The sequence below is a fragment of the Nocardia sp. NPDC059240 genome (genome assembly GCF_042753865.1).
Lineage (GTDB): Bacteria > Actinomycetota > Actinomycetes > Mycobacteriales > Mycobacteriaceae > Nocardia.
This window is the reverse complement of sequence record NZ_JBHZAC010000004.1, coordinates 321406-347241: the sequence shown is the minus strand read 5'-3', so window position 1 is coordinate 347241 and position 25836 is coordinate 321406. Positions and strand designations below refer to the sequence as shown.

General features: G+C 67.2%; 30 protein-coding genes and 1 pseudogene. 13 read left to right on the top strand and 18 right to left on the bottom strand.

Annotation, left to right across the window (positions count from 1 at the left end; genetic code table 11):
* Positions 1 to 7 precede the first annotated feature (7 nt).
* Positions 8 to 595 (bottom strand): ClpP family protease, encoded by a 588-nt coding sequence (locus ACFXHA_RS16255; protein WP_379357333.1) that lies wholly within the window; start codon positions 593 to 595, stop codon positions 8 to 10.
* 14 nt (positions 596 to 609) lie between these two features.
* Positions 610 to 1212 carry a ClpP family protease gene (locus ACFXHA_RS16250; protein WP_379357331.1) on the bottom strand — a complete coding sequence of 201 codons (603 nt, stop codon included), beginning with the start codon at positions 1210 to 1212 and terminating at the stop codon, positions 610 to 612.
* Positions 1213 to 1389: 177 nt separating this feature from the next.
* Here ACFXHA_RS16250 and ACFXHA_RS16245 point away from each other — a divergent pair, with 177 nt between their 5' ends.
* A complete protein-coding gene (locus ACFXHA_RS16245; protein WP_379357329.1) occupies positions 1390 to 1521 on the top strand; it encodes a hypothetical protein in 132 nt (43 codons plus the stop codon).
* A gap of 94 nt (positions 1522 to 1615) precedes the next feature.
* Here ACFXHA_RS16245 and pepN read toward each other — a convergent pair whose 3' ends face one another.
* Entirely contained in the window at positions 1616 to 4207 is a 2592-nt protein-coding gene (gene pepN / locus ACFXHA_RS16240; RefSeq protein ID WP_379357327.1) for an aminopeptidase N, read from the bottom strand.
* A 336-nt stretch (positions 4208 to 4543) separates the two neighbouring features.
* Between pepN and ACFXHA_RS16235 the strand changes: the two genes are divergently transcribed.
* Complete coding sequence (locus ACFXHA_RS16235; RefSeq protein ID WP_379357325.1) at positions 4544 to 5380, top strand: phosphoribosylaminoimidazolesuccinocarboxamide synthase; 837 nt, start codon at positions 4544 to 4546, stop codon at positions 5378 to 5380.
* Here the strand turns inward: ACFXHA_RS16235 and ACFXHA_RS16230 are convergent.
* The gene (locus ACFXHA_RS16230) at positions 5377 to 6078 is read right to left on the bottom strand and encodes an NAD(P)H oxidoreductase (RefSeq protein WP_379357323.1); all 702 of its coding nucleotides are present in this window, start codon (positions 6076 to 6078) and stop codon (positions 5377 to 5379) included. The two genes, ACFXHA_RS16235 and ACFXHA_RS16230, sit on opposite strands and share 4 nt — an antisense overlap.
* 119 nt (positions 6079 to 6197) lie before the next feature.
* On the opposite strand from ACFXHA_RS16230, the gene ACFXHA_RS16225 reads away from it, so the two are divergent.
* Positions 6198 to 7136: an AraC family transcriptional regulator gene (locus tag ACFXHA_RS16225; RefSeq protein WP_379357321.1), complete on the top strand. Its 939-nt coding sequence runs from the start codon at positions 6198 to 6200 to the stop codon at positions 7134 to 7136.
* A gap of 66 nt (positions 7137 to 7202) precedes the next feature.
* On the opposite strand, the gene ACFXHA_RS16220 is transcribed toward ACFXHA_RS16225, so the two are convergent.
* From ACFXHA_RS16220 to ACFXHA_RS16210, 3 genes are all read right to left on the bottom strand, one after another.
* Positions 7203 to 8459 (bottom strand): RNA polymerase sigma factor, encoded by a 1257-nt coding sequence (locus ACFXHA_RS16220; protein ID WP_379357319.1) that lies wholly within the window; start codon positions 8457 to 8459, stop codon positions 7203 to 7205.
* Positions 8459 to 8860, bottom strand: a complete 402-nt coding sequence (locus ACFXHA_RS16215; RefSeq protein WP_379357317.1) for a YciI family protein — start codon at positions 8858 to 8860, stop codon at positions 8459 to 8461. Before ACFXHA_RS16215 ends, ACFXHA_RS16220 begins: the two co-directional genes overlap by 1 nt.
* Positions 8861 to 8963: 103 nt before the next feature.
* Positions 8964 to 10160, bottom strand: a complete 1197-nt coding sequence (locus ACFXHA_RS16210) for an NAD(P)/FAD-dependent oxidoreductase (RefSeq protein WP_379357315.1) — start codon at positions 10158 to 10160, stop codon at positions 8964 to 8966.
* Between the two features lie 191 nt (positions 10161 to 10351).
* On the opposite strand from ACFXHA_RS16210, the gene ACFXHA_RS16205 reads away from it, so the two are divergent.
* Positions 10352 to 10999, top strand: coding sequence for a DsbA family protein (locus ACFXHA_RS16205; protein WP_379357313.1), 648 nt, complete (start codon positions 10352 to 10354; stop codon positions 10997 to 10999).
* 84 nt (positions 11000 to 11083) lie between these two features.
* Here ACFXHA_RS16205 and ACFXHA_RS16200 read toward each other — a convergent pair whose 3' ends face one another.
* On the bottom strand, positions 11084 to 12106 hold the full coding sequence (locus ACFXHA_RS16200; protein ID WP_379358292.1) for a M48 family metallopeptidase: 1023 nt from the start codon (positions 12104 to 12106) through the stop codon (positions 11084 to 11086).
* Between the two features lie 215 nt (positions 12107 to 12321).
* On the opposite strand from ACFXHA_RS16200, the gene ACFXHA_RS16195 reads away from it, so the two are divergent.
* Positions 12322 to 12792, top strand: a complete 471-nt coding sequence (locus tag ACFXHA_RS16195; RefSeq protein WP_379357311.1) for a ribose-5-phosphate isomerase — start codon at positions 12322 to 12324, stop codon at positions 12790 to 12792.
* Between the two features lie 3 nt (positions 12793 to 12795).
* Complete coding sequence (locus tag ACFXHA_RS16190; RefSeq protein WP_379357309.1) at positions 12796 to 13608, top strand: Fpg/Nei family DNA glycosylase; 813 nt, start codon at positions 12796 to 12798, stop codon at positions 13606 to 13608.
* A gap of 16 nt (positions 13609 to 13624) precedes the next feature.
* Here ACFXHA_RS16190 and ACFXHA_RS16185 read toward each other — a convergent pair whose 3' ends face one another.
* Entirely contained in the window at positions 13625 to 14254 is a 630-nt protein-coding gene (locus ACFXHA_RS16185; protein WP_379357307.1) for a TetR/AcrR family transcriptional regulator, read from the bottom strand.
* 91 nt (positions 14255 to 14345) lie between these two features.
* Here ACFXHA_RS16185 and ACFXHA_RS16180 point away from each other — a divergent pair, with 91 nt between their 5' ends.
* A complete protein-coding gene (locus tag ACFXHA_RS16180) occupies positions 14346 to 15785 on the top strand; it encodes a carotenoid oxygenase family protein (protein ID WP_379357305.1) in 1440 nt (479 codons plus the stop codon).
* A gap of 117 nt (positions 15786 to 15902) precedes the next feature.
* On the opposite strand, the gene ACFXHA_RS16175 is transcribed toward ACFXHA_RS16180, so the two are convergent.
* A complete protein-coding gene (locus ACFXHA_RS16175; RefSeq protein WP_379357303.1) occupies positions 15903 to 16400 on the bottom strand; it encodes a DUF3592 domain-containing protein in 498 nt (165 codons plus the stop codon).
* 301 nt (positions 16401 to 16701) lie between these two features.
* Between ACFXHA_RS16175 and ACFXHA_RS16170 the strand changes: the two genes are divergently transcribed.
* Entirely contained in the window at positions 16702 to 17214 is a 513-nt protein-coding gene (locus ACFXHA_RS16170) for a hypothetical protein (protein ID WP_379357302.1), read from the top strand.
* 33 nt (positions 17215 to 17247) lie between these two features.
* Here ACFXHA_RS16170 and ACFXHA_RS16165 read toward each other — a convergent pair whose 3' ends face one another.
* Entirely contained in the window at positions 17248 to 17607 is a 360-nt protein-coding gene (locus ACFXHA_RS16165; RefSeq protein WP_379357300.1) for an Rv2640c family ArsR-like transcriptional regulator, read from the bottom strand.
* A 102-nt stretch (positions 17608 to 17709) separates the two neighbouring features.
* Here ACFXHA_RS16165 and ACFXHA_RS16160 point away from each other — a divergent pair, with 102 nt between their 5' ends.
* The 3 genes and pseudogenes from ACFXHA_RS16160 to ACFXHA_RS16150 all read left to right on the top strand — a co-directional run.
* The gene (locus tag ACFXHA_RS16160; protein ID WP_379357298.1) at positions 17710 to 18225 is read left to right on the top strand and encodes an ArsI/CadI family heavy metal resistance metalloenzyme; all 516 of its coding nucleotides are present in this window, start codon (positions 17710 to 17712) and stop codon (positions 18223 to 18225) included.
* Positions 18216 to 18914: an aquaporin gene (locus ACFXHA_RS16155; RefSeq protein ID WP_379357296.1), complete on the top strand. Its 699-nt coding sequence runs from the start codon at positions 18216 to 18218 to the stop codon at positions 18912 to 18914. The genes ACFXHA_RS16160 and ACFXHA_RS16155 overlap by 10 nt, the downstream gene beginning before the upstream one ends.
* Before the next feature lie 19 nt (positions 18915 to 18933).
* Positions 18934 to 19332, top strand: a pseudogene (locus ACFXHA_RS16150) (arsenate reductase ArsC); the annotation flags it as partial.
* A gap of 304 nt (positions 19333 to 19636) precedes the next feature.
* On the opposite strand, the gene ACFXHA_RS16145 reads toward ACFXHA_RS16150, so the two are convergent.
* Together ACFXHA_RS16145 and ACFXHA_RS16140 are read right to left on the bottom strand one after the other, a co-directional pair.
* A complete protein-coding gene (locus tag ACFXHA_RS16145; RefSeq protein WP_379357294.1) occupies positions 19637 to 20098 on the bottom strand; it encodes a hypothetical protein in 462 nt (153 codons plus the stop codon).
* Positions 20099 to 20121: 23 nt separating this feature from the next.
* A complete protein-coding gene (locus ACFXHA_RS16140) occupies positions 20122 to 20244 on the bottom strand; it encodes a hypothetical protein (protein ID WP_379357292.1) in 123 nt (40 codons plus the stop codon).
* A 164-nt stretch (positions 20245 to 20408) separates the two neighbouring features.
* On the opposite strand from ACFXHA_RS16140, the gene ACFXHA_RS16135 reads away from it, so the two are divergent.
* Both ACFXHA_RS16135 and merB read left to right on the top strand, forming a co-directional pair.
* Complete coding sequence (locus tag ACFXHA_RS16135; protein ID WP_379358290.1) at positions 20409 to 20810, top strand: MerR family transcriptional regulator; 402 nt, start codon at positions 20409 to 20411, stop codon at positions 20808 to 20810.
* Entirely contained in the window at positions 20807 to 21742 is a 936-nt protein-coding gene (gene merB, locus ACFXHA_RS16130; protein ID WP_379357290.1) for an organomercurial lyase, read from the top strand. Before ACFXHA_RS16135 ends, merB begins: the two co-directional genes overlap by 4 nt.
* An 18-nt stretch (positions 21743 to 21760) precedes the next feature.
* Here the strand turns inward: merB and ACFXHA_RS16125 are convergent, their stop codons facing one another.
* The 5 genes from ACFXHA_RS16125 to ACFXHA_RS16105 all read right to left on the bottom strand — a co-directional run bounded on the left by ACFXHA_RS16125 (position 21761) and on the right by ACFXHA_RS16105 (position 25812).
* Complete coding sequence (locus tag ACFXHA_RS16125; protein ID WP_379357288.1) at positions 21761 to 22552, bottom strand: SDR family NAD(P)-dependent oxidoreductase; 792 nt, start codon at positions 22550 to 22552, stop codon at positions 21761 to 21763.
* 1 nt (position 22553) lies between these two features.
* Positions 22554 to 22955, bottom strand: coding sequence for a cupin domain-containing protein (locus tag ACFXHA_RS16120; protein WP_379357286.1), 402 nt, complete (start codon positions 22953 to 22955; stop codon positions 22554 to 22556).
* 69 nt (positions 22956 to 23024) lie between these two features.
* Positions 23025 to 23399 carry a hypothetical protein gene (locus tag ACFXHA_RS16115; RefSeq protein ID WP_379357284.1) on the bottom strand — a complete coding sequence of 125 codons (375 nt, stop codon included), beginning with the start codon at positions 23397 to 23399 and terminating at the stop codon, positions 23025 to 23027.
* 57 nt (positions 23400 to 23456) lie between these two features.
* Positions 23457 to 24293 carry a helix-turn-helix domain-containing protein gene (locus ACFXHA_RS16110; RefSeq protein WP_379357282.1) on the bottom strand — a complete coding sequence of 279 codons (837 nt, stop codon included), beginning with the start codon at positions 24291 to 24293 and terminating at the stop codon, positions 23457 to 23459.
* Positions 24294 to 24324: 31 nt separating this feature from the next.
* Positions 24325 to 25812 (bottom strand): DUF4246 domain-containing protein, encoded by a 1488-nt coding sequence (locus tag ACFXHA_RS16105; RefSeq protein WP_379357280.1) that lies wholly within the window; start codon positions 25810 to 25812, stop codon positions 24325 to 24327.
* Positions 25813 to 25836: the final 24 nt, after the last annotated feature.

The window sequence follows — 25836 nt, the reverse complement described above, 5'->3', positions numbered from 1 at the left end:
GTCTCCTTCAGCGCGGGCCGAGGATGGTGTCGGCGAGGCCGTAGGCGACGGCGGTTTCGGCGGTGAAGACGCGGTCGCGGTCGGTGTCGCGGCGGAGGGTTTCGGGGGATTGGGCGGTGTGGGTGGCGAGGATGGCTTCGATCTGGGCTCGCATGCGGACTATTTCGTCGGCTTGGAGGATGAGGTCGGGGATGGTGCCCTGGCCTCGGATCGCGGGTTGGTGCAGGACGATTCGGGAGTGGGGGAGGACGTTGCGGCGGCCGGGGGCGCCGCCCGCCAGTAGGACCGCGCCGACTGCGATGGCTTGGCCGACGCAGGTGGTGACCACCGGGGATTGGATGTGCTGGATGGTGTCGTAGATGGCGAGCATGGCGGTGAGATCGCCGCCCTCGCAGTTGATGTAGAGGTCGATGTCCTGGCCGGGGCTCTCGGCGTCCAGGTGCAGCAGTTGTGCGATGAGGGCGTTCGCGACGCCCGAGTCGATGGGGGTGCCGAGGTAGACGATGCGCTCGGTGAGCAGGTGCGAGTAGACGTCCATGATGCGTTCGCCGCGTGGGTCGCGGGCGATCACATTCGGGATGGTGTAGCTGGTCATGGGGTGCCTCCTGGCTAGACGGAAATGCCCAGGCGCGGGCGTTCGGGGATGACCTGGTGGAAGGACTCCACGATGTGGTCGATGAAGCCGTAGTCGCGGGCCTGGGTGGCGGTGAACCAGCGGTCGTGCAGGGAGTCCTCGAAGACCTGGTCGTAGGGCTGGCCGGTGTCGGCGGCGATCAGGCCGAGCACCGTTTGGACGGTGTAGCGCAGATCGTCGGCCTGCACCTCCACCTCGACGGCGCTGCCGCCGATGCCCGCCGAACCCTGATGCATGAGGACGCGGGCGTGCGGCAGCGCGAAGCGGTGTCCCGGGGTGCCCGAGGAGAGTAGGAATTGCCCTGCACTGCAGGCCAATCCGAGCGCGAGAGTGGACACCTCGCACGGCACCAGCCGCATCACGTCGCGGATGGCGAGCATGGCGGGCACCGAGCCGCCGGGCGAGTGGATCCACAGCGAGATACCCGCCTCGGGGTCCTCGGCCGCGAGCGCCATCAGCTGGGTCATGAGCAGGGTGCCGTTGTCGTCGTCGAGCGCACCGTCCAGCACCAGCACCCGGCGGGCGTAGAGCTGTTCGCGGGTGCGCCAGTTGAACATCGGAGTCTTGTTGTCGGCCATGACTTCACGGTGCCCCAGCGGCGACCGAAAAGTTCTGCCACGCTGCCCAGAGCGGATCCGCTCACAGCAGCGTGCGCCGCGACCCCGGAATCGGGGGCACCGGTTCGGCGGTCTTCAAAGTGAAGATTTCACGCCCTAAGTTATTGGGCACCAAGGGAATTAGAGAGAGGATCGAGTATGAACTTCGTCGCAACCTCCACCGGCAGTGATGTCGGCAGCCTGATCGGCGCGCTGCTGAAGCTGGTCGGCATCACGTCGATGTGCACCATTTCGGCCAACTGGGTGGGTTGCAACGGCATGCCCTGGTAGACCGTTCATCCCGGCTGCCCCCGGGAGAACGACGACAGCCCTCCCGATTTGCGTACGGGAGGGCTGTCGTCGTCGAAAGGTGTTGCCGGGCTTGCTACGAGCGGTCGAAGGTGCGGGCGCGCAGTGAGCGTTCGATGCCCGCCTTGCCCTCGACCACCAGGCGGCGCAGGGCCGGCGGGTGGTCGCCGCCGAGGAACTTGTCGGCGACGGCGACGGCGTCCTCGGTGACCGCCCAGTGCGGGTAGAGGCCGACCACCACGGTCTGGGCGACCTCGCTGGAACGACGCTCCCACACCGACGCGATCTCGCCGAAATACCGCTCCACGTACGGCGTCAGCAGCTGTGCCTGCCCGGCCGGGGCGAACCCGGCGACGATGGCGCGGGCGGTGATATTGGCGACCGAGTCGTCACCCATGACGGTGTCCCACGCCTGCTCCTTCACCGCGGCCTGCGGGCGCGCGGTGGCCGCGGCGGCGGCCTGACGGCGACCCGCCGCGGTGTTGTCGCGGGCGAGTTCCTCGTCGATGAGCGGGGTTTCGAGGCCGTCGGAGTCGATGGCTCCGGCCGCCGCGAGCGACTGGGTGAGCCGCCAGCGCAGATCGGTGTCGACGGTCAGACCGGGCAGACCCGCACCCTCCGGGTCGCCCGCGAGCAGCTGCCGCAGCACCTGCACGTGTTGCGGCGAGAGCAGCGCACCGGTCAGCGCGTTGACGAAGGCCAGCTGGTGATCCGAGCCCGCTCCGGCGGCGCGCGCCAGTTCCAGCAGCCGGTCGGCGTAGGCGGGCCAGCCCTGCGCGGTGGCCCACTCCGGGTCGGCGTACGCGCCGAGCGCGGTGTTGGCCTGCATGAGAAGCCGTTGCACGACACCGATCTCGGTTTCCGCGCCGACGCCGGACTGCACCAGCGCCACGAAGTCGCGGGCCTTCATCTCGGCCTGGCGGGTCATCTCCCAGGCGGCCGACCAGGCCAGCGTGCGCGGCAGCGGCTCGGCGATATCGGCGATGCGCGCCACCACGGTGTCGAGCGAATCGGCGTCGAGGCGGACCGAGCAGTAGGTGAGGTCGTCGTCGTTGACCAGCACCAGCTTGCCGCGGCCGACACCGATCAGCTCCGGCACCTCGGTGCGCTCGGCCGGATCGACGTCGAGCTCGACACGCTTGGTGCGCACCAGCTTTCCGTCCTGATCGTCGTACACGCCGATGGCGAGGCGGTGCACGCGACGCTCACCGGCGCCGGGGGCCGCGCCCTCCTGGATGACGGCGAAGGAGGTGAAGTTGCCGTCCGCGTCCACGGTGAAGTCGGGGCGCAGGATGTTGAGGCCGGTGGTCTTGAGCCACTGCGCACCCCAGTCCGACAGGTCACGGCCCGACGCCTTCTCCAGCGCGCCCACCAGATCGTCGAAAGTGGCGTTGCCGTAGGCGTGTTCGGTGAAGTAGTCGCGCAGACCCGCCAGGAACGGCTCCTCGCCGACGTAGGCCACCAGCTGCTTGAGCACCGAAGCGCCCTTGGCGTAGGTGATTCCGTCGAAGTTCACCTCGACGGCGGCCAGGTCCGGGATGTCGGCGGCGATCGGGTGGGTCGACGGCAGCTGGTCCTGCCGGTACGCCCAGGACTTCTCGACATTCGCGAAAGTAGTCCAGGCATTGGTGTATTCGGTCGCCCCGACCTGGCACAGCACCGACGCGAAGGTGGCGAACGACTCGTTCAGCCACAGGTCGTCCCACCACCGCATGGTGACCAGGTCGCCGAACCACATGTGCGCCATCTCGTGCAGCACGGTCTCGCAGCGGCGCTCGTAGGAGGCGCGAGTGACCTTGGAGCGGAAGACGTAATCCTCGAGGAAGGTGACCGCGCCCGCGTTCTCCATGGCCCCGGCATTGAATTCGGGGACGAACAGCTGGTCGTATTTGCCGAAGGCATACGGCACACCGAAATTGGTGTGGTAGAAGCCGAAACCCTGCTTGGTCTCGGTGAAAAGCCGTTCGTGGTCCATGAATTCGGCCAGCGAGGCGCGGCAGTAGATGCCCAGCGGGATCTCGCCGTGCGAATCACTGTAGGAGTCGGTCCATTTCGCGTACGGACCGGCGATCAGCGCCACCAGATAGGTGCTCATGCGCGGGGTGGTGGCGAAGGTGTGCCGCAGCACCGCGCCGATCTTGTGTGTCTCGACGATCGCGCCGTTGGAGATGACCTCCCAGTCCTCGGGCGCGGTGACGATCACGTCGTAGGTGGCCTTGAGGTCGGGCTGGTCGAAGCAGGCGAACATGCGCTTGCAGTCGGCGGTTTCGAACTGCGAGTACAGGTAGACCTTGTTGTCGGTGGGATCGACGAAGCGGTGCAGGCCCTCACCGGTGTTGGAGTACTCACCGTCGGCCTCGACCACGAGCTCGTTGCTCGCGGCCAGGTTCGGCAGGGTCAGGCCCTGCTCCTGGTCGTAGCCGCTGACGTCCAGGCTCACGCCGTTGAGCACGGCCGAGCGCACGCCCGCGCCGACGAAGTCGATGAAGGTCTGCGCGCCCGGGGTCGCGGTGAAGGTGACCGTCGCCTTGGTGTGGAAGCTCTCCCGGCGCGGCGCTTCGGCATCGGTGGGCTGTCCGGTCAGATCCAGTTCGACCCGGTAGTTCTCCACCTGGACCGTCGCGGCGCGTTCGATCGCCTGCTCGCGGGTGAGATTCGGTTCGGACAAGGGGGCTCCTTAGCTCTCGGAGAACTGCTGCCGTACAGGTGCACCCGGCTCACCGGGCGGCGTTGCCCGGGGCTCGGTGCGGAATGCGGTGTGTCCACGCGGGCCATCGAGCGGACCGAACAATTCTCCACTCGCGACCCGGCACGGGCACGACGTTCCCCACAATGCCACGTCCCATCCACGCGTGGCGTCGGCCCGCGCGAGCCGGGTGCCCCGCGCCCGCGCGGACCGGTCGGTCCTGGTCGCGGCGATCGGGCGCGCGACCGGGCGTCGAGGCGGGCAGCGTCCGTCGGTAAGCTCTGCGGCGGCAGCAATCGCCCAGCACGAGGAGGACCGTTGAAGCACATCCACGCCGGTAAGGTGCGCGACCTGTACGAGGATGGCGACTCGCTGATCCTGGTCGCATCCGATCGGGTGTCGGTGTACGACGTGGTCCTGCCGACCCCGATTCCGGACAAGGGCGCGCTGCTCACCCAGCTGTCGAACTGGTGGTTCGGGTTCTTCGCCGATGTGCCCAACCACATTCTGTCCACCACCGACGTGCCCGCCGAGTTCGCGGGCCGCGGTGTGCGGGTCAAGCCGCTGAAGATGCTGAAGGTCGAGTGCGTCGCGCGCGGCTACCTGACCGGCGGCGGCCTGGCCGAATACCAGCGCACCGGGACCGTCTCCGGTATCGCGCTGCCGCCCGGCCTGCGCGACGGCGACAAGCTGCCCGAACCGATCTTCACGCCCAGCACCAAGGCCGATGTCGGGCATGACGAGCCGATCAGCTTCGCCGACGTGGTGAACCAGGAGGGCAAGGAGATCGCCGAGCGGCTGCGTGACCTGACCCTCGACATCTACGCCCGCGGCGCCGAGCACGCCGCCGCGCGCGGGGTCATCATCGCCGACACGAAGATCGAACTCGGTTGGGACGGTGACGTTCTCACCGTCGGCGACGAGGTGCTGACCTCGGACTCCTCGCGTTTCTGGCCCGCCGACGACTACGAGCCCGGCCGCCCGCAGAAGTCGTTCGACAAGCAGTTCGTGCGCGACTGGTCCACCTCGACCGGCTGGAACAAGGAATACCCGGGCCCCGAGATCCCGGCCGAGGTGATCGACGTGACCCGCCGGAAGTACGTCCAGGCCTACGAAATGGTCACGGGCAACACCTGGAACGGTGTCCAGGGCTAGACCGGAACCGCTTCGGCCGCAAGGAAGTCCGTGACGAACCCGTCGGCCCGGCGCTCCAGCTCGGCGTATTGCGCCGCGCGTTCCGCGCCGACGGTGGGCTCGTCGATGAGCAGTTGTCCGTCGGCGTCGAGACGCTGACGGCGCTCCTCGGCATCGAACAGCAGCCCGACCGCCGAGTACGAGAAGCCGCAGTAGTACGCGATTCCCATATTGAGCTGGCCTTCGAGGGTCTCCTGCATGAACGGCACGAGCGGGTCGTCCAACCCCAACCCGCCCAGGCCGAGCCACAGCATCCGCTTGCCCGCCAGGCGCGGTTTGCTGCGGCCGTACGCGAGCCCGTAATTCCACACCCGATCGACCCAGCCCTTGAGCAGGGCGGGCAGGCTCGCCCAGTAAACCGGGAAGACCGCGACCACGACGTCGGCGGCGAGCATGCGATCCATGTGCGTGTGGACCTCGGGGGAGTAGCTCTTCTCGCGGTTTCCCCAGTCCGGCTGATCGGCGTCGTTCATGCGTGGGTCGAAGCCCTCGGCCCGCAGATCCAGCAGGTCGACGCGATATCCGGCCTCCTCCAGCCGCGTGATCGTGCGACGGGCGATGTGCGCGGTCAGGGAATCGGAGCGGTGGTGGGCGACCACGACCAGGGCATTGCGGGTCTGTCGATCGCTGTTCCGGTGATCGATACCGTTGTGCGGCAAGGGAATTCCTCCTGAATGCGAGTGGTGCGTCCGTTCGGTGATTCCAGTACACCGGAATGGGTGTGGACGATCCATAGGTGAGAGGCTTCAAACAATAGGAATTCGTCTACGCTGAACGCGTGGATCCCCTGAGTAAACTGCTGAGCGGCATCCGGGCCGAAGGCTCGGTGCTCACGCACGCCGTCCTCCCCGCACCCTGGACCATCCGCTTCGCCGATCGCGCCCCGCTCACCATGATCACCGTGCTGCGTGGCGGCGGCATCCTGGTGCAACCGGACGGCGGGCAGCGGACGCTCGCGGTCGGCGATACCGCGCTGGTGCGCGGGCCGGACGAATTCCGGCTGGTGTCAGTCGATTCCGATGCCACGGACGCCGGGCGACCCGGCGAACGATCCACCGAGTACGAGATCGCCTGCTTCACATCGGGTTCCGACTGTGCGGACGAGGAACTCACCGGAATCAACTGGGGCACAGAGGCGGCGGCGACCGCATTGCTCGTCGGCGCGTACCGGACATCCTCCCGTCGGCATGACCGCCTGCTGCGTGCCCTGCCCCCGGTGCTTGTCGTCCACGAGGACCTGGACACGTGTGCCTGGTTCGAACACGCTGCCGCCACCGCAGTCGACCAGAGTGCCGGTTCCCAGGCCATGATGGACCGCCTCCTCGACTGGAGCCTGGTCTGCACCATGCGCAACTGGTTCGAACAAGCCGGCCCCGACGCCCCCACCTGGTTCCGCGGCCTGGCCGACCCGATCGTGGCCCCCGCCCTGCACGCCATCCACACCACCCCCGGCGCCCCCTGGACGGTAGCCTCCCTGGCCGCCGAATCCAGCGTCTCCCGAGCCCTTTTCGCGAAACGCTTCACGGCAGTCATGGCCCGCCCGCCCCTGTCCTACCTCACCGACACCCGCATGGACGAGGCCGAAGAACTCCTCACCGACACGGACCTGACCATCGCCCAAATAGCCAAATCCGTAGGCTACGCAGACCCTTTCGGCTTCTCCGCCGCCTTCAAACGCCACCGAGGCCAGTCCCCCACCGCCTTCCGCGCCGCCTAGCTCGCCGAGTGGCACAAATCCGGGGTGATTTGTCTGAAATGTCCGCCGATTTGTGCCACTCGGTGATCAGGCGCGGCGGAGGCGGGCGGCTTGGAGGGTGAGGTAGTTGCGTTCGGGGAGGCTGGTGGTTCGGCGGGCGGCAGTTAGGTAGCTGGTGATGGCTTCCTCGGGGTCGCCTGCCATTTCGTGGAGGTGGGCTCGTACCGCCTCGAGGCGGTGGTTGCCGGGCAGGGTGGACTCGAGGGTGTCGGTCAGGTCCAGGCCCGCTTGCGGACCATGGACCATGGCTAGGGCGACGGCTCGGTTCAGGGTGACCATCGGGTTGGGGGCTTGGCGCTCGAGGGCGTTGTACAGCAGCAGGATTCGGGGCCAGTCGGTGTGCTCCGCGCACGGGGTCTGGGCGTGCAGGGCGGCGATGGCGGCCTGAATCTGATACTGGCCGATGAGGCCGCTGCGCACCGACGCCGTCGCCAAACGCACACCCTCGATGATCATGTCGCGGTCCCAGAGGCTGCGATCCTGGTCCGCCAGGGGGATCAGCTCACCGTGGCTGCCTGTCCGGGCTTCGCGTCGGGCGTCGGTCAGCAGCAGTATCGCCAGTAGTCCGGTGACTTCCGGATTCTCCGGCAGTGCGCGATACAGCGCGCGTGCCAGCCGAATCGCCTCGGTCGACAGATCGGTGCGATGTAATCGCTCGCCGCCGCTGGTGTGGCCCTCGGTGTAGATCAGGTAGAGCACCCGCAGCACATTGTCGAGCCGCTCGTTCCACTCTCCGCGTTGACCATTCGAGGTGGCGGGCACGGCGAAGGGCCGCTCCTCGGCCGCCAGCCGCTTCTTCGCCCGCGTAATCCGTTGCGCCATGGTGCGTTCCGGCAGCAGGAAGGCCCGCGCGATCTCCTCGGTGGTCAGCCCGCCGACCGCCCGCAGGGTCAGCGCGATCGCGCTCGCGGGAGACAAAGCCGGGTGGCAGCACAGGAAGAACAGGGTGAGGGTGTCGTCCCGGTCCTTGTCTTCGTCATCGGGGACTGTCGAATAGGACTGTGCGTCCGGCCGGTCGGGGTCGCGGATCGCGTTGGTGGCCTCGCGATTTCGGCGGGCGGATTCGGCGCGGATGGTGTCGACTATGCGGCGTTGGCCGACCGAGATGAGCCACGCGCGGGGGTTGTCAGGGCGGCCGTCGGTCGGCCATTGGGTGGCGGCGGCCAGCAGTGCTTCCTGGAGGGCGTCCTCGGCGGCGTCGAAGTCGCCGTAGCGGCGGACCAGCGCGCCGAGGACCTGCGGCGCGAGGTCGCGCAACAGGTCCTCGAGGGGGGCGTCGGGCATCAGGCGTCGGTGGCGGGGGCGCCCATGATCGGGCGCACCTCGATGTATTCGCCGATCGGTTTGCCGCCGGGGCCGGGGGCGGCCGACGCTTGGGCGGCGATCTCGATGGCGCGTTCGGGGGAGTCGACGTCGATGATCCAGTAGCCGGCCAGGAATTCCTTCGTTTCGGGGAAGGGGCCGTCGGTGACCACCGGTGCGGAACGCCCGTCGGACATGACGATGCGGGCTTGGCCCGGGTCGGCGAGGCCCTGGGCGTCGACGAGTTCACCGGATTTGGCGAGTTCCTCGCCGAGGGTGCGCTGGAAGTCGATGTGCGCCTGGATCTCCTCGGGCGCCCAGTCGCCGATGAAGGTGTCGCAGTAGGCGGCGGGGCTGTAGGTCTTGATCAGGATGTACTTCACGGTCGGCTCCTTCGTCGGTGCGCCGCGGTGGCGCTCATGTACACGGGTCGGAGTCGCGTACGCCGGTGCGACGTACTCTGCACACCAGATTTTATGGCGACGGTCACAACTCGTCGGGGTTCACGGCCTCGTCGCTGAGCACCAGTTGCTTGATCTTGTCTCCCGCATCCCACACGTTCACGTTCATTCCGGCCAGGACACGATTGCCGGAGTCGAGCCAGTACGCCACGAACTCCCGCTTGCCGAGGTCGCCGCTGACCACCACCCGGGTTTGCTGCCGGGGCGCTACGTACCCGGTGTACTCCATTCCGAGGTCGTACTGATCGGTGAAGAAATACGGCAGCCGGTCATAGACGGCCGGTTTGCCGAGCATGGTCAGTGCCGCGACGGCGGGCTGATTGAGCGCGTTGGCCCAGTGCTCCACGCGGACGCGCTGACCCAGCACCGGATGCTGCTGATCGGCGATGTCGCCGACCGCGACGATGTCGGGGTCGCTGGTGGCCAGGCTCTCGTCCACGAGTACGCCCGCGCCGACGGCCAGCCCGGCGTCGGCTGCGAGTTCGATATTGGGGCGGGCACCGACCGCGACCAGCACCGCGTCCGCCTCGATCCGGGTGTCGTCGGCCAAGCGGACGCCGGTGGCGCGGCCGTCGGCGGTGGTGATCTCACCGACCTGTACGCCCAAGCGCAGATCGACGCCGTGATCGCGGTGCAGTTGCGCGAAGACCTCACCCATCTCGGGCCCGAGTGCCGCCCGCAGCGGCACCGACTCCGCTTCCAGCACCGTCACTTCCACGCCCGCCGTCCGGGCCGCCGCGGTTACCTCCAGGCCGATCCAGCCCGCACCGATCACCGCCAGCCTGCGCGCGGTGGCGAACAGTTCCAGCAGGGCGTCGGAGTCCTCGATGGTGCGCAGCACGTGGACGCCCGCCGCATCCGCACCGGGCAGGCGCAGCAGGCGCGGGCGCGAACCGGTGGCCAGCGCCAGTTTGTCGTAGGACAGGGTCGTACCGTCCGGCAGCACAACGGTTTTGGTGGCCCGATCCACGGCGGTGACGGTGGTGCCGGGCATGACCTCCACATGATGGTCGCGATACCACTGCGCCGGGTTCGGCGTGAAGTCGACCAGCGCCTTCTTGCCGAGCAGATGCTCCTTCGACAGGGGCGGCCGTTCGTAGGGCAGGTGGTCCTCCGCGCCGACGAGCGTCACCGTGCCGTCGAAGTCATTGGCTCGCAGGGCTTCCGCCAGCTTGGCCGCGGCCAAACCGCCGCCCGCGATCACGAACCTGGATGTGGTCATGCCGAATCCTCCTGCTTGCGCCGGTGGGGACCGCCGTCCTCGAGGCCGATATTCCGACACTAACCCCGGTGCAGGTGAGCGGCGCGGAAATATCGGCAACAATCCGGGTTGTTGCGCATGGAGTACGGCTCTCGTGTGCTCGGAATCGAGTGCTGCCTCCGGCCGTCCGGAAACTGTGAAAGGACTTGCTTGTGAGCGACACCAAGAAGGACAAGGTCGACTTCTGGTTCGACCCGCTGTGCCCGTGGTGCTGGATCACCTCCCGCTGGATCCTCGAGGTCGAGCAGGTACGCGATATCGAAACGCACTTCCACGTCATGAGCCTGTCGGTGCTCAACGAGGGCCGGGAGGGCCTGCCGCCGCAGTACGAAGAACTGCTCGCCACCGGTTGGGGCCCGGTCCGGGTCGCCATCGCCGCGGCCGCCGAGCACGGCGACAAGGTGCTGCTGCCGCTGTACACCGCGATGGGTACTCGTCTGCACAACCGGCGCGCCGAGTACGAGCGGGAGGACGGCTCGCGCGCCGACCTGCTCGCCCAGATCATCAGCGAGTCGCTGGCGGAGGTGGGCCTGCCCGCCGACCTGGCCGCCGCGGCCAACAGCACCGACTTCGACGAGCTGCTGCGCACCTCGCATCACGCGGGCATGGACAAGGTCGGGCCGGATGTCGGCACGCCGACCATCCACATCAACGATGTGGCGTTCTTCGGGCCGGTGCTCTCGCGGATTCCGCGCGGCGAGGACGCGGGCAAGGTGTGGGACGGCGCGGTGGCGCTGGCCGCCTACCCGCACTTCTTCGAGCTCAAGCGGACTCGCAACGAGGATCCCGTCTTCGACTGAGCGGCAACGGTTTTCGGTAGGGCCGGATAATTGATCGGGCGGGGTCCGCGCATTGCGGACCCCGCCCGATTCGTGCACGAAACCTCAGTTCGGTCCACGATATTCGTGATAGGTCGGGGCGTCGCCGTATCCCGGCGGGGGACCGTAGCCCGGCGGCGGGCCGTACCCGGCGGGCGGCTGGAAACCGCCGTAGAGCGGGGCCGCCATCGGAAGCGGGGCGTTCGGCCGCCAGAACAGCTTGCCGTGGCGGCTGCGGTCGCGCAGCGCCCACATGCGCCAGGTCAGCACGGGATGGCTGGCCATGGCGTTCACGATCCAGACGAAGAAGCCCTTCTCCTGGGCGGCGCGGTCGGCCATCTCGTCGAAGCCGACCAGATTGTTGAGGTACTTGCCGCCCGCGAGGGTCTGCATGGCCGTGGCCGCGCCCTGCGGTCGATTGCAGAAGCCGTGATTGTCGGCCGTGTACTCCTGGGTGCGGATCAGCGAGCTGCCCAGGATCGGGATGTAGCCGCCCGCGAACATGCCGAGCTGCCGCCAGTACGAGACGTGCCCGGCCGCGATGTGGCCGACCTCGTGGCCGATGATGAACGCCAGCGCGTCGGGATTGCGTGCCGCGCCGCCGATTTCGAACAGGTCGCTGTAGACGACCACGAAGCGGCGGAAGCCGTGGCCCGAGGCGAACGCGTTGATCTGGCCGTTGCCCAGCACCACGTAGGCGTCGGGGACCTTCTTCATGCCGAAGCGCAGCGCCGCCTCCTGCACCATCCGATACCCCTCGGGGAACTGGGTGGGCGACATCTTCACGCCGTTGACCCGCTGCGTCGCGTAGGTCATACCGCGGATCAGGTAGACGATCAGCGGGGCGAAGACCAGCACCAGGGTCAGCTGGCCCGCATGGCCGGTGAACAACAGCAGCAGCGCGAGCAGATACGCGAGCACCGTGATGGTGACCACGATGACCAGCAACGGGATCTCCCAGCTGTGCCGCGCGGGCATCCCGTACGGGGACAGGCCGCGAGTCTTCTGCACCATCGGCGGCGGTGGCGGCGAATACGGTTGCTGCGGAGCCCAACCGGGCGCGCCGAGTCGCGGATCCCATCCGGTCATGCCGTTGACCGGAATCGCGACGGGATAACCCCCGGTGGGTGGCTGGCCCGGTAGGCCGCCGGATGTTTGCCCCCCGTAGGCGTTCGGCGGTGTTGAACTGTCGTCGGACGTCATGCCTGGATAGTACGTTTCGCGGGTGTCGCCGGTTCGGTCTCACCGCGGTGGGTCCGGACCCGTGCGTGTCGGCATGCGGGCGTCCTGACAGAATCGCTGCCATGCGCGTATACCTGGGTGCCGACCATGCCGGCTTCGAACTGAAGAACCACGTCAAGGCTCACCTGGAGGGCCAGGGCCACGAGGTCGTCGACTGCGGCGCGCTGGAATACGACGCCGTCGACGACTACCCGGCCTTCTGCATCGAGGCCGCCCGCCGCGTCGTCGCCGACCCGGGTTCGCTCGGCTTCGTGTTCGGTGGCTCCGGCAACGGTGAGCAGATCGCCGCCAACAAGGTGCCCGGTGCGCGCTGCGCCCTCGGCTGGAGCGTGGAGACCGCCCAGCTCGCGCGTCAGCACAACAATGCGCAGTTGCTCGGCATCGGCGGCCGCATGCACAGCACCGAGGAAGCCCTCGCCATCGTCGACGCCTTTGTCACCACCCCCTGGTCGGACGAGGCGCGCCACCAGCGCCGCATCGACATCCTCGCCGACTACGAGAAGACCGGCGTCCCCCCGGCCCTGCCGAACTGACCTGTGCCCGAAGGTCATACGCTGCACCGCCTGGCGAAGCTGCACCAGCAGCGCTTCGCCGGCGGTCAGGTCCGAGTCTCCAGCCCGCAGGGCCGTTTCGCCGACGGCGCGGCCCTGATCGACGGCCGCGTGCTGACCCGCGCCGAAGCCTGGGGCAAACACCTGCTGCACCACTACGATTCGGGCGTCACCCTGCACATCCACCTGGGTCTGTACGGCAAATTCACCGAATCCGCCGTCCCCATGGATGATCCGGTCGGCGAGGTCCGCATGCGCCTCATCGGCGGCGGCCGCACCGGCGACCTGCACGGCACCGATCTGCGCGGCCCCAACGCCTGCGAAATCCTGCACGACCCCGAAGTGGCTGCCCTCACTTCCCGTCTCGGCCCCGACCCCCTACGCCGCGACGCCGACCCCGACCGCGCCTGGGCCCGCATCAGCCGCTCCCAGCGCACCATCGGCGCCATGCTCATGGACCAGAAGGTCCTCGCCGGAGTCGGCAACGTCTACCGCGCGGAAATCCTGTTCCGCCACCACATCTCACCGCACCGCCCCGGAAAGTCGTTGAGCCGCACCGAATGGGACGCCATCTGGGCCGACCTGGTCGACCTCATGAAGGTCGGCGTCCGCCGCGGCAAGATGCACGTGGTCCGCCCCGAACACGACCACGGCGCACCGTCCTACGCGACCGACCGCCCCCGCACCTACGTCTACCGCCGCGTCGGCGAACCCTGCCGCCTCTGCGGCACCCCGGTCCTGCATTCGGTCATGGACGCCCGAAATCTCTTCTGGTGCCCCACCTGTCAGCCCCGCTGAACCTGTATTCGATTGCTCAGGGTTGAGCGTTCTCGATGACGCTGATACACATGCGGGCGCATTCGGCGGCGAGTTCGGCGGCGGTCATCTCGGTGGTGTCGGTGAGCCATCCCTCGATGAGCTGATTCACACCGCCGGTGATGAAGAGTGCGGCGCGACGGAGTCGCTCCGGTTCCAGCGTGATTTCGAGTGCCGCGGGAGCGTTCTCGACGACGAGGTCGGCGATCATGGTGAGCACGTCGTGTCGGCGCTGAGTCAATTCGGGTAGATCGCCGGTATCGGTGGTCGCCACGATGCGGTGGATATGACGGTCGGCGGCAACGATTTCCAGGAAGGCCTCGAGCGCGGCACGAAGCCTCTGCTCGGCCGGGCCGTCCGCCGTGATGCCTGTTCGGACCATGGTCGTCAGCAGCTGATCGCGGACCTCGTCGGCGACGGCGAGCAGCAGTTCTTCGCGGTTGGCGAAGTGTTCGTAGAAGTAGCGATCGGTGAGTCCGGCGGCTTTGCATACCCCGCGCACGGTGACCGCGCCGATTCCGGACTCGCCCCAGAGGGTGCGGGCCGTGGCGAGCAGGCGGACGCGACGCTCGGCGCGGCGCTCGGTGGCGCTGACACCGCCGTAGCTGCGGGTAGCCATGTTCGTCATTGACAACACTCTAGGCCCGCTCCTACATTTGCTGACATACGTCATCAGATGACATGCGTCATCAGATTGGTGATTCAAAGGAGAATCCGAGATGACCAGCACCGACGCCGCCATCCCGACCGCCTACCGGCAGATCACCGCCCCGCTGCTCGAGGAATGCGACTACCGGATCGGACGGGTCGACGGAACCCTGCCGGTGGACCTGCGCGGCACGCTCTACCGGATCGGTCCGGGCAAGCATCAGGTCGGGAAATCACTGCTGCACAATGTGTTCGACGGTGACGGCATGATCTCGCAGTTCGTATTGGACGGCACCTCGGTGCGCTTCCGTAACCGGTACGTACGGACGCGGCACTTCACCCACGGACAGCGCTCCGACCGGATTCGGTATCGCGGTGTGGGAGACCAGATTCCGGGCGGACCGCTCGCCAATATCGGGCGGCTGCCGGAGAACGTGGCCAACACCAATATCGTCAACTACGACGGCGGCCTGCTCGCGCTGTGGGAGATGGGCAACCCGTACCGCATCGACCCCGACACCCTGGACACGCTGGGCCCCACCGACTTCGGCGGCCGCCTCGGATTCCTGGGCGCGTTCTCCGCACACCCGAAATGGGATCCGGTCACCGGTGATATGTACAACTTCGGGTTGGATGTGCTGCCTACCCCGCGCATCCGTACCTACCGGATCGACCGCTCGGGACGACTGCACAATGTCGCGTCGATACCGATGCTGGATGTGCCGTGGAACCACGATTTCGCGCTCACCGCGCGCTACCTGGTCTTCGTGCTCGACCCGATCCTGCCCAATATCGCCAAACTCGCGTTGGCCACGACCTCGTTCATCGACTCCCTGGAATTCAAGCGAGCCAAGGGCACCCGATTCCTGCTGGTACCCAAACACGGGGGCCGCCCGCGCATCATCGAACACCAGGCGCTGCTGCATCTGCACCTGACCAATGCCTACGACGACGGCGACGACGTGGTGATCGAACTCGTGCGCCTGGACGCCGAGTGGAACGAAGTCCGCCGCATGACCGGCCTGGTCAACCGCGCGGACCTCGGGCAGCCGCAGTTCCCGCGGTCACGGCTGATGCAGTACCGGATCACCGGGAACGGCACCGTGATCGAACGGGAACTCACCGACCGATCCGGCGAATTCCCGCAATACGACTGGCGTCGCGGCACCCGCGAACACCGCTACAGCTACCTCGCGGGCGCGGGCGGACCCGCCGGGATGTTCAACGCCGTGGTCAAGGTCGACCATCACACCGGCAAGGTCACCAGCTGCGAACTGGGATCGAGTTCGGTCGGCGAACCGCTGTTCGTGCCACGCATCCGCGACGCCGCCGAAGACGACGGCTGGCTCCTGGCCCTCAACCACGAACTCACCGAAAACCGCTCCCAGCTACTGATTCTCGATGCCCGCGACCTCGAACAAGGCCCCCTCGTCGTCGCCTGGCTAGACCACCACATCCCCTGGGGATTCCACGGCACCTTCACCCACCGCATCGCAAACCCCCGCGCCTGACCCCGGTCTGCAACCAGCCGCCGATCCGGCACCCGGACCTACCTACCGGCCCTGCTCGCCGGACTCACCACGGACTCCTGACGATTGGTCCGCACGGTGGTGCCCACCTGCCGACGTTCAGAGGAGCACTACGAGGACGAGGGTCAGGCCGATCAGGATGGCCAGGGCGCTGAGGGTCAGCGGGAGGAACCACAGTAGGCGGATGCGGGAGTTGCCTTCGATGTGGAAGCGCTCGGGTTCGTCGGCGAGGTACCTGACCTGTACGGTCTGTCCCGGCTCCCAGGACGGGCCCTGCCATTGGCCGCGTTGGGAATTGGGTACGAACTCGTCGCCTTGGCGGGTGGCCATGGTGCGGAGTACCGCGAAGATGGCCGACTCGCGCATCTCGCGCCCGTCGATGGTGCGGTAGGCGACGGTCGGAGCGGAACTCTCCTGGATCGTGTCGTTGCCGTCGTCATCGACGACCGTCTTGCTCGTCCGTTCGATATCGACGATCCGGCCGGGAACCACGACCCCGTCACGCGCGAAGCGCATACCGAGCCGCGCGGCCTTCGCGCTCAAGGGAACAGTCGCGACACCGACCGCGAGAAACAAGAAGATGACCCCGAACCACAAACCAACGCCCCCGCAACGCTTCTGACGCAACAACTACGACGCTCACGATATCGGTTTGTCTGCGAGAAGCCACCGGAGAGCTGGATTGCGGACCAATCGGCATGTACGACCGTGCCAGGCGCGCTAAATTGGGCGCACGTCCAGGTGATTGCTGGTGTGGGAGAGGGCTATTGCCGTGACGGCATGCCCCGCTGCTCGAACCCGGTTGTTCCGCAGTGCGATCCGAGCGGTGGGGTGCAGCGGAGGGGCGGCGGGCGAATGCCGCGGCCTCCGGCGAGAACCACACGAGAGCGGCAATCCCATGCGCAACACCATTCTTCTCACCGCCTTCATCGCTATCTCCCTCGCCCTCGGAGCGGGACCGGCTGTCGCCGAACCACTCCCGGTGGAGAGCCCGGGTACGGCCGACGCCGTCGACGCCACGGCACTGCCGCCGGGGGAGTCCTGTGTGCAGGGATTCCTCAGTGGCTCGGCCAAATCGGGTGCGACCGGATCGGTCACCGGTTCGGCACTCGGATATCTCGGCGGCTCCAGCGGCGGACCCCAGGCCGGTTCCGCCGCAGGCTTGGCCAATGGCATTCTCACCGCGCTGGCCAGCGGTTCCGGGGCCGGTCTGGCCACCTGTGGTTTGAACGAGTTGGGCAATGACGCGCCCGGCGTGCTCACCGGCTCGACCGGTGGGCCGGGGAAGGGGTATCTGACCGGCTCCGCGGGCGGATTCGCGTCCGGATCGAAGGACGGCCTGCCGGTCGGGCTGGGCGCGAGCGTCCTTTCCGGACTGCTCGGGGCTTTGACCAGCGGATCGAGTCAGTAGGCGGGCCCGGCATCGATCAATCGAAGGTGGTGTTCAGCGGCAGCAATTCGGGTCGAGGACCAGGCATAGCGCGGACAACGCGTCGCGGTAGGCGTGGTGGTAGGTGTTCATGCCGCGGCGTTCGGATTCGACGAGTCCGGCCTTCTTGAGCTGCCCGAGGTGGTGGCTGACGGTCGATTCGGCGAGTCCGACCGCCGCGGCGAGGTCGCCGGTGTTCTCTTCCCCGGCGGGGCTGGTGAGCAGGAGTGACAGCAGCTTCACCCGGACCGGGTCGGCGATGGCCTTGAGCCGCAAGGCGATTGCGAGGGCGGCCTCGTCGTCGATCGGGGCGGCGGCGACGGGTGTGCAGCAGACCGGGGCGGACATGTCGATCACGGGCAGCGCCTTGGGCATGACAACCACCCTACGCACCTTGTTGACATATGTCGAAAAGGTGGGGCAAACTCTGTCGCACAACTTCTTCGACATATGTCTCACAAGTGGAGGTATGGTCTCATGTCCCGCGTACAACTCGCCCTCAATGTCGACGACCTCGACCAGGCGATCACGTTCTACTCGACGTTGTTCAAAACCGAACCGGCCAAGCGCAAGCCGGGCTACGCCAACTTCGCCATCGCCGAACCGCCACTGAAGCTGGTACTCATCGAGAACCCCGGCCACGGCGGCAGCCTCAACCACCTCGGCGTCGAGGTCGAATCCTCCGGCCAGGTGCACTCCGAGATCGCCCGCCTATCGAGCGCGGGCATGTTCACCGAGGAGCAGATCGCCACCACCTGTTGCTTCGCCACCCAGGACAAGGTCTGGGTCACCGCCCCCGACGCGGAGCGCTGGGAGGTCTACACCGTGCTGTCCGACAGCGAAACCTTCGGCACCGCACCGGTATTGGCGTCGGGGCAGGTTGCGACCGATGAGCAGGCCATGGCGGTGTGCTGCGGCCCCGCCGTCGAGGGTGCGTGCTGTGGCAGCACCGCGAAGGCCGAGGCCGTCGCCTCGACGCAGTCTTGCTGCTGAGACGTCGGCTGCTGGCCGAGTTCGTCGGCACCGGTCTGCTGGTGTGCGTGGTCGTCGGTTCCGGCATCGCCGCCCAGCAACTCTCCGCCCACGATCTCGGGCTCCAATTGCTGGAGAACTCGACCGCCACGGTGCTCGGGCTCGCGATTCTGATCCTGATGCTGGGCCCCGTCTCGGGGGCGCACTTCAATCCGGTTGTCTCGGCGGCGGATTGGTGGTCCGGGCGCCGCCGCGGCACCGGCCTCACCACCTCCGAGCTTGCCGCCTACCTCGGTGCGCAGCTTCCCGGAGGCATCGCCGGAGCCGTGCTGGCCAACATCATGTTCGACCAGCCCGCCGCTCAGATCTCCACCCACCACCGCGTCACCACCGGCCACCTGGTCGGCGAGGTCGTGGCCACCGCGGGACTGATCGCGATCATCTTCGCTCTCACCCGAACCGGCCGTGCCGCGCTCTCGGCGGTCGCGGTCGCCGCCTACATCGGATCCGCGTACTGGTTCACCAGCTCCACCAGCTTCGCCAATCCCGCTGTCACCGTGGGGCGTATCTTCTCCGATACCTTCGCCGGGATCGCGCCCACCTCGGTGCCGGCCTTCATCGCCGCTCAATTCCTCGGTGCTGCGCTCGGACTCACCCTGATCGAGGCGCTCTACCCCGACCGACTTCCTGCCGAGAACACTGTCACTTAGTGAAAGGCGCCACCGGACAATGACTTCCACCCCGAGCGTGCTGTTCGTCTGCGTCCACAACGCCGGTCGCTCACAAATGGCGCAGGGCTTCCTGACCCACCTCGCGGGCGATGCCATCGAGGTCCGTTCGGCTGGGACCGCACCCGTCGAGACGATCAACCCGGCAGCCGTCGAGGCCATGGCCGAACTGGGTATCGACATCACCGCCCAGACACCGAAGATCCTTACCCCCGACACCGTGCAGACCTCGACCGTCGTCATCACCATGGGGTGCGGAGATACCTGCCCGTACTTCCCCGGTGTCGATTACCTCGACTGGGCTCTCGACGATCCGGCGGGCAAGGGTGTCGACGCCGTGCGGCCGATTCGCGACGAAATCCGTTCACGCGTGGAACAACTCGTCGAGGAACTGCTGCCCGACCGCTATACCTCGCGATGTCGGATTCGCTGTGGCGAAGGACCGAACCGGTCAGCGGCGGGCGCGGCGGGTGAGGAGGCCGACCAGCCAGCCGACGGCGAAGGTGACGAGGAGGACCAGCCACATGGGGGAGCGGACGGTGATGAGCAGGAACTTGATGTCCACCTGGTGACGGTTCACGACGATGAACGCGACAGCGAGTGCGGTCAGGACGATCGCGAGCCACTGTTTGGTCGAGATGCGGGACAGGACGGAAGGTTTCGAGGGTTCGGTCACCGGCGGGCTCCTGGTGGTCGGTGGGGCGTCAGCGGTTGACGTGGGTGATGCGGTACACCGTCACGTTGTCGTCGGTCGCCTGCGTACCGCCCGGGGTGGTGTAGGCGTATTGGCCGGTGTCGTTGGTGCGGCAGCGCAGGGTCATCGTGAAGGGAATGGGTTGGGGTGCGCTGGTCTGGGTGCTGTCGATGACGGCGACGCCCTGTTCGGGGGAGCTGTAGGTGTAGGTGCCGTCCTGCCAGACACCGCTGCCGACGACCATGTACTGGAGTGCGCCGGGGGCGGGGAAACGCACCAGGGTCATCGAGTCACCGATGGGTGCGGCGGGGACGGCGGGGGTGCTGCCGTAGAGGATCAGGACGGTGCCGTTGGCCAACTCGGTGGGCACGGTGCACACGCGGGGTACGTCGCCGGGATCGGCTTGCGCGCTGGGGATTCCGGCCAGCAGGGCGGCCGCGACGACGGCCGTCAGATGCGCTGCGTACTTCACTGCTCCTCCTCGAGGCCGGGCGGTCACAGCAACCCGAAGGCGCTGAGAATGAAGACGACATTGGCGGCGATGCTCGTGACGGTGTCGGCGAGAGCCAGGGCCGCCGAGCCCAGTTCGACCAATCCGGCCGACAACGTAGCTGACATGGCAACGCCCCCAATCCATTGCTGGCCGGTAACTGCACGTTCGAGTCACTCTAGCCACGGCGAACGCGCGAAACGCGGACAGCGCGTCCCAGAGTGTCGTACTGCCCCGCCGCGATCGTCAGGCCCTTGACCTTGTACCTGGGTACAAGGTTGAGAATGTGGGAATGCGATCCGGTGAGCTGGCCGCGCTGGCGGGTGTGAACACGCAGACGTTGCGCTACTACGAGCGTCGCGGGCTGTTGACGCCGCCGCCGCGCTCGCCATCGGGCTATCGCAGCTACTCCGATGACGCGGTCACCACGGTGCGATTCATCAAGCGCGCCCAGGATCTGGGGTTCACTCTCGATGAGATCCAGGACCTGCTTCATCTGGCCGGCGGCGGACCCGAGGACTGTGACGCGGCACGGGCTCTCGCTGAGGAGCGCGTGACCCAAATGGCCGCACGGATCGCGGATCTGCAACGCATGCGGCGTTCGCTGACCGAGCTCATCGCCACCTGCGAGCGCCCTCCGGCCCAGCGCAGCTGCTCGATTCTGGCCTCACTCCAGCAAGGACAAACCCGATGAAACTCGAAATCCTTCAGGTTCCGGACTGCCCGAACGTGGCCGTTCTCGAGGACCGCATCCGCGAGGCACTCACTGGAACGGCGCTCACGATCGAGATCGTCCACCACGTGGTGACCGACCACGAGGAGGCCGCCGCCACCGGCATGACGGGGTCGCCGACCCTGCTCATCGACGGCCGCGACCCCTTCGCGACGGACGGGTCGGTCGCGAGCCTGTCGTGCCGGCTGTACCCCTCCGAACAGGGTCTCGACGGCGCTCCCGCCGTGGACGCGCTACGTGCGGCGTTCGGGTTGTCCGTCGGCGAGGGGCTGCGTTCCTGGCGAGCCGGCGCGCGACCGGCCGATCCCACCGCACGAGCCGTGCATCGGGTGATCCTGCGTTTCTTCGCCGAGCAGGGTCGCCCTCCGGCTACCGACGAACTGGCCGAAGCCGTTGCCGGGCAGGGCATTCCCCTCGCGGAGGTGCTACGGCAGCTGCACGATGCCGATGCCATCCGCCTCGACAGCGCCGGCGCGGTCGCCTCGGCGTACCCGTTCTCCGCCACCCCGACGCCGCATCGAGTGCAGATCGACGGCGGCCGGGTCGTGTACGCCATGTGCGCGGTGGACGCCCTCGGCCTGGCGGCGATGCTCGACACCGATATCGCCGTCGCCTCCGTTGATCCGGTGACCGGCGCGCCGATCGCCGTCACCGTCCGTCGCCGACGCCCGCTCGCCGACCCCCCGAGCGTCGTGGTGTTCGTCGCAGCCCAAGCCGCACAAGGCCCTTCGGCCGACACCTGCTGCAACTACCTCAACTTCTTCACCGACCGATCCACCGCCGAAACCTGGGCAGCCGACCACCCCGACATCGCCGGCACCATCCTCGACCTCGACCGAGCGCATGCACTCGGCAACCAGATCTTCGCGAATCAACTCCGCGACATCACATAATGCCGATGACGCACGCCATCAGTTCTTGTAGCGCTGGCCCTCCGCGAGTTGCCCGGCGATCGTCTCGGCACCGAGGCCACGCTGGAGGGCGGCCGCGAGGTTGGGCGCCAGTCCGCCCAGTAGGGCGATCGAACGCAGACTCAGAGGCGCTACGTCGAGCTCGGCACGGTTCTTCTCGATGGCTCGGACGGTCGCGCGCGCCACGTCCCGCGGCGACCGGGTGCCGACCCCGCGGGGCAGGGTGACGCCGGCATCAACGACCATGCCGGCGTCTCTGATGTAGCCCGGGAACAGGGTCGAGACTCCGACGTTGTGGTGTCGCAGGTCCGCTCGGAGAGCGAGGGCGAAGCCGCGCAAGCCGAACTTGGTGGCGCTGTACAGGGATTCCTGCGCGGTAGCGGTCTTTCCTGCCAGCGAGGAGAGGAAGACCAGGTGACCGCGGCGGCGGGCGGACATGTGGTCGGCCGCCAGCTTCGCCATCACGATGGGTGCGCGCAGGTTGACGTCGAGCGCTCGGTCCACCTCGTCGATGGAGAAGTCGGGTAGCGGGCCTCCGGCCGGAAGGGCGGCATTGGCGATGAGCACATCGATCTCACCCGCCTCCCGCATCAGTTTCTCGATCTCGTCCCGATCGGTCAGATCGGCGGGAATGGCTCGGCCACCTACTTTCTCGGCCAGCGGCTCGAGCAGCTCGATCCGGCGTCCGGTCAGCACCATGTCACCGCCCCGCCGTGCCAACTCCGTCGCCAGCGTCCGTCCGATGCCGCCCGTGGCCCCGGTCAGCAGTATTTTCGCGCCACGCAGATCCATGTCAGTTGCTCCGGCCGTCGAAGCTCGGGGTGACGACTTGCGTGGCTGTGCCAGGGACTCTCGGGTCCGCGGCGGTGGATTCGACCGTGGTGCCGGGCGTATAGAACAGTTCGACGACGTCGTGGATGTCGATGTGCCTGTGCCAGTGGGCTTTCGGGACGATGACGAAGGAGCCGGGGGTGAGTTTGTGGCGGTGGGTGTCGGTTTCGGTGAGGATTTCGACGGTGACGGTGCCCGACAGCACCATGAGGAGTTCGTCGGTGTCCGGGTGTAGCTCCCAGGCCGAGGTTTCGAGGCGGTCGCCGTAGTACATGCAGAACATGCCTGCGTTGAATGGCTCGAGTTCGCGGAAATCGAAGGGGGAGAGGGTTTTCGCGAGGGTGATGGGATCGTGAATTCGCATGATCCCAGTTTGATGGGCGCTACCCCGGACAATCTTGTACGAATGTTCGGTCACTGCGGACCGGGGTGTTCACGCCTGGATGACCTCGACATTCACCAGGGCGTTGTATGAGTCGCAGCTGGCCCAGGATTGGTTCGTGCCGTATTGGGCGGGGCCGTATTTCCAATAGGTGAAGGGGACGGGCCAGGCGATGCAGGTGAGTTTCACCTGGTGCCAGGTGGGGAGCTGGCACGTGGACATTCCGCCGGTGTTGAAGATGTTGAAGACCTGGCAGTTCGCTGCCCATACCGGCACGTCATCGGCCTGGGCAACCCCAGCAGTCGCGAACATTGTTCCCGCAGCCGCGGTGGCGACGACAACGCTGGCAGCAAGCCGCTTCGCAGATAGCATTCCGACCTCCTGAATTGGGTGTTGTCTGAACACATCAGAATGCTGGTCGCGCATGTTACTTCCGCAGGCGATACGGAAATAAAAGGGATATTGATGAATTTCGACCCGAATTCACGTGTAGGCGCTGTGGTCCACCGCGAGTCCGAGGTCGGTCGCCAGCATGACCGGGGTCATTCCGGTGAACGCCTGGACATCTCGATGCATATGAGCCTGGTCGACGAATCCGCACACGGTCGCCACGTCGGCCGCTGCTTCGCCCGCGGCCAACAAGCCCGCGGCGTGGTCGAAACGCACCAGTTTCGCGGCTTGCTTGGGTGGTAGCCCCAGCTGGTCGCGGAAGCGCCCCCACAGCCGCCGGCGACTCCAGCCCACCTCGACGGCGAGATCGTCGATCCGGGCCCGGCCGCGGGTGCCGAGGATCCGGTTCCATACCCGCGCCACCTCCGGATCCACCACCCGCCCCGCCGCGCCGCGACGAGCGAGTTGCGCCTCCGTCAACGCGAAACGCTCACCCCACGAGGATGATTCGGCCAGTTGCTCCCGCAATCGGGACGCCTCCCGCCCCCACACGTCCTCGAGGGAAATCACAGTGCGATCCCACTCGCCCAGCACCGTGCGCGCGACCAGGGGCGACAGGCGCACCTCCACACACGTCAGGTTCCGCCCGCGCAGCCGAACCGGGCCCGGCAGCAGACCGGCGACCAGACCGCCCGGCTCCCGCGCACCGCCGCCGTCGTCCACCACGAGTGCCCCGGTACCGAAGTCGAGTACCAGCGTGACCGACGGATGGGGGACCACCGGCATCTCGATCAGGTTCGTGCCGAGATCCTGAAATCCCGCCATCCGAACACCCGGCATCCGGATGGCTCGCCCGGGTCGCGCGACACCCCAGGGTGAGGCGCTGACCCTTTGCGCCGCACTGTCACCGGCATCCCCAGCGGCTCGCATGCACCCATGCTAGGGCCGTCGACGGCTGGGATCAGTGTTCGCAGAGGGAGAATTCGCGTTCGTAGAGCTCTTGGTTGTGCTGGTCGACGAAGAACTTGCGTTCCTGCATCAGCTGGTCGCGGTAATCGTTGGCCTCGGCCAGGGTCATGGTCGAGGTTTCCGCCCACGGCTGCTGGGGTGGGATGTCGGAGGTCGAGGTGATGGTGACCGACGGGTCGATGAGGAAGAAGGCCAGGATCTTTCGGTGGCCGGGGCGCGTGGGGTCGGCCAGCTGGAAGGGGGCCACGCGGTGTTGGAGGATGTTGGGGAAGGCCAGGCAGCGGTCGGGGCGGGTGTGGGCGGAGCCGAGGACCTGGTTCATGGGGTCTTCGTCTTCGAGGCCGTAGACGCCGCGGACGCCGTTGTCGTCGTTCTGGTCGTAGTGGGGGTCGTCGATGGCGGCGCGGAAGCCCAGTCGACTGTCGGTGATGTTGTCGCTGTCCCAGTAGTAGAGCGCGGTGGAGACGATGCGCTCGTTCAGCATCGCCTCGACATGCCAACTGCCGCCGGCGTATTCGGGCTTCTCGGGGGTGAGGTGGATGTTGGCGAGTTTGACGATCACCTGCAGGCGGCGGCCGCGCAGGTCGACGGGGGTGAAGTCGTCGGGAAGGGTGGGCGGGGTGAAGGCGGCGAGTTCGCCGAGGTCGGGGGTGCGGTTGTCCCACCACTCTTCCCGGGCGTCCTCATACGCTCTCCAGGCGTCCTTGTCGTCGTCCTCCGGCGCGACCGGCTTCTGCTCGAGGAAGTCCCAGAATTCGACGTCATCACGCACCGGCCGGGGGTTGAGCAGGTCGGTGAGTACGTGCTCGAACAGCGGCAGTACACGGGTGAACAGTTGTGGCAGTACGGATTCGAGCTCGCGATGGGCCACCGGGTGGACGTTGTTCACGTACGACGAGAAAACGGCCGTACCATCGTCGCCGACCTCGACATCGGTGGGCAGCCACTGGAATTTCTCCGAGTAGGCGTACCGCTCATAGTCTTTCGCCAGGCTCGGCCAGGCCGCGTCGTCCACCGGGCTTACCCCGCGCACCAGACAGAACAGCGAGGGGTGCACCAGATCCAGGACCTGCCCGTCCGAACCCGGATGCCAATCGAGCTCCGCGGCGGGCACCTCCTCCAGCACCCGAACCGCCTCCCGTAGACGGTCTTTCAGCTCGTCATCGATCAGGATGTCCGACTGCCACACCCCATCGACCGCCGACACTTCGATGCCGGTCCGCGCGTCCCGCAGCCCCGCGTAGTACGCCAATTCCGCCATCACATAACGGATTTGCTCCTCGGTCAGACCTTGAGCCGCCGCCTCCGCCGCCCACCGGGCGGCGATCTCGGCGTCGTGCATTTTGGCGAACCAGTGCGGCTTGGCCCGGATATGCGCGCTCATCTGCATGATCTGCAGTTCCCGCAGCGTGCGCGGTCGCGCGGTCGCTGTCGTGCCGTAGGCGAGGAAGGGCAGTGGAAATGCAGAAAGATCGGTCATTCTCTCGAATCTCTGTGATCCCCG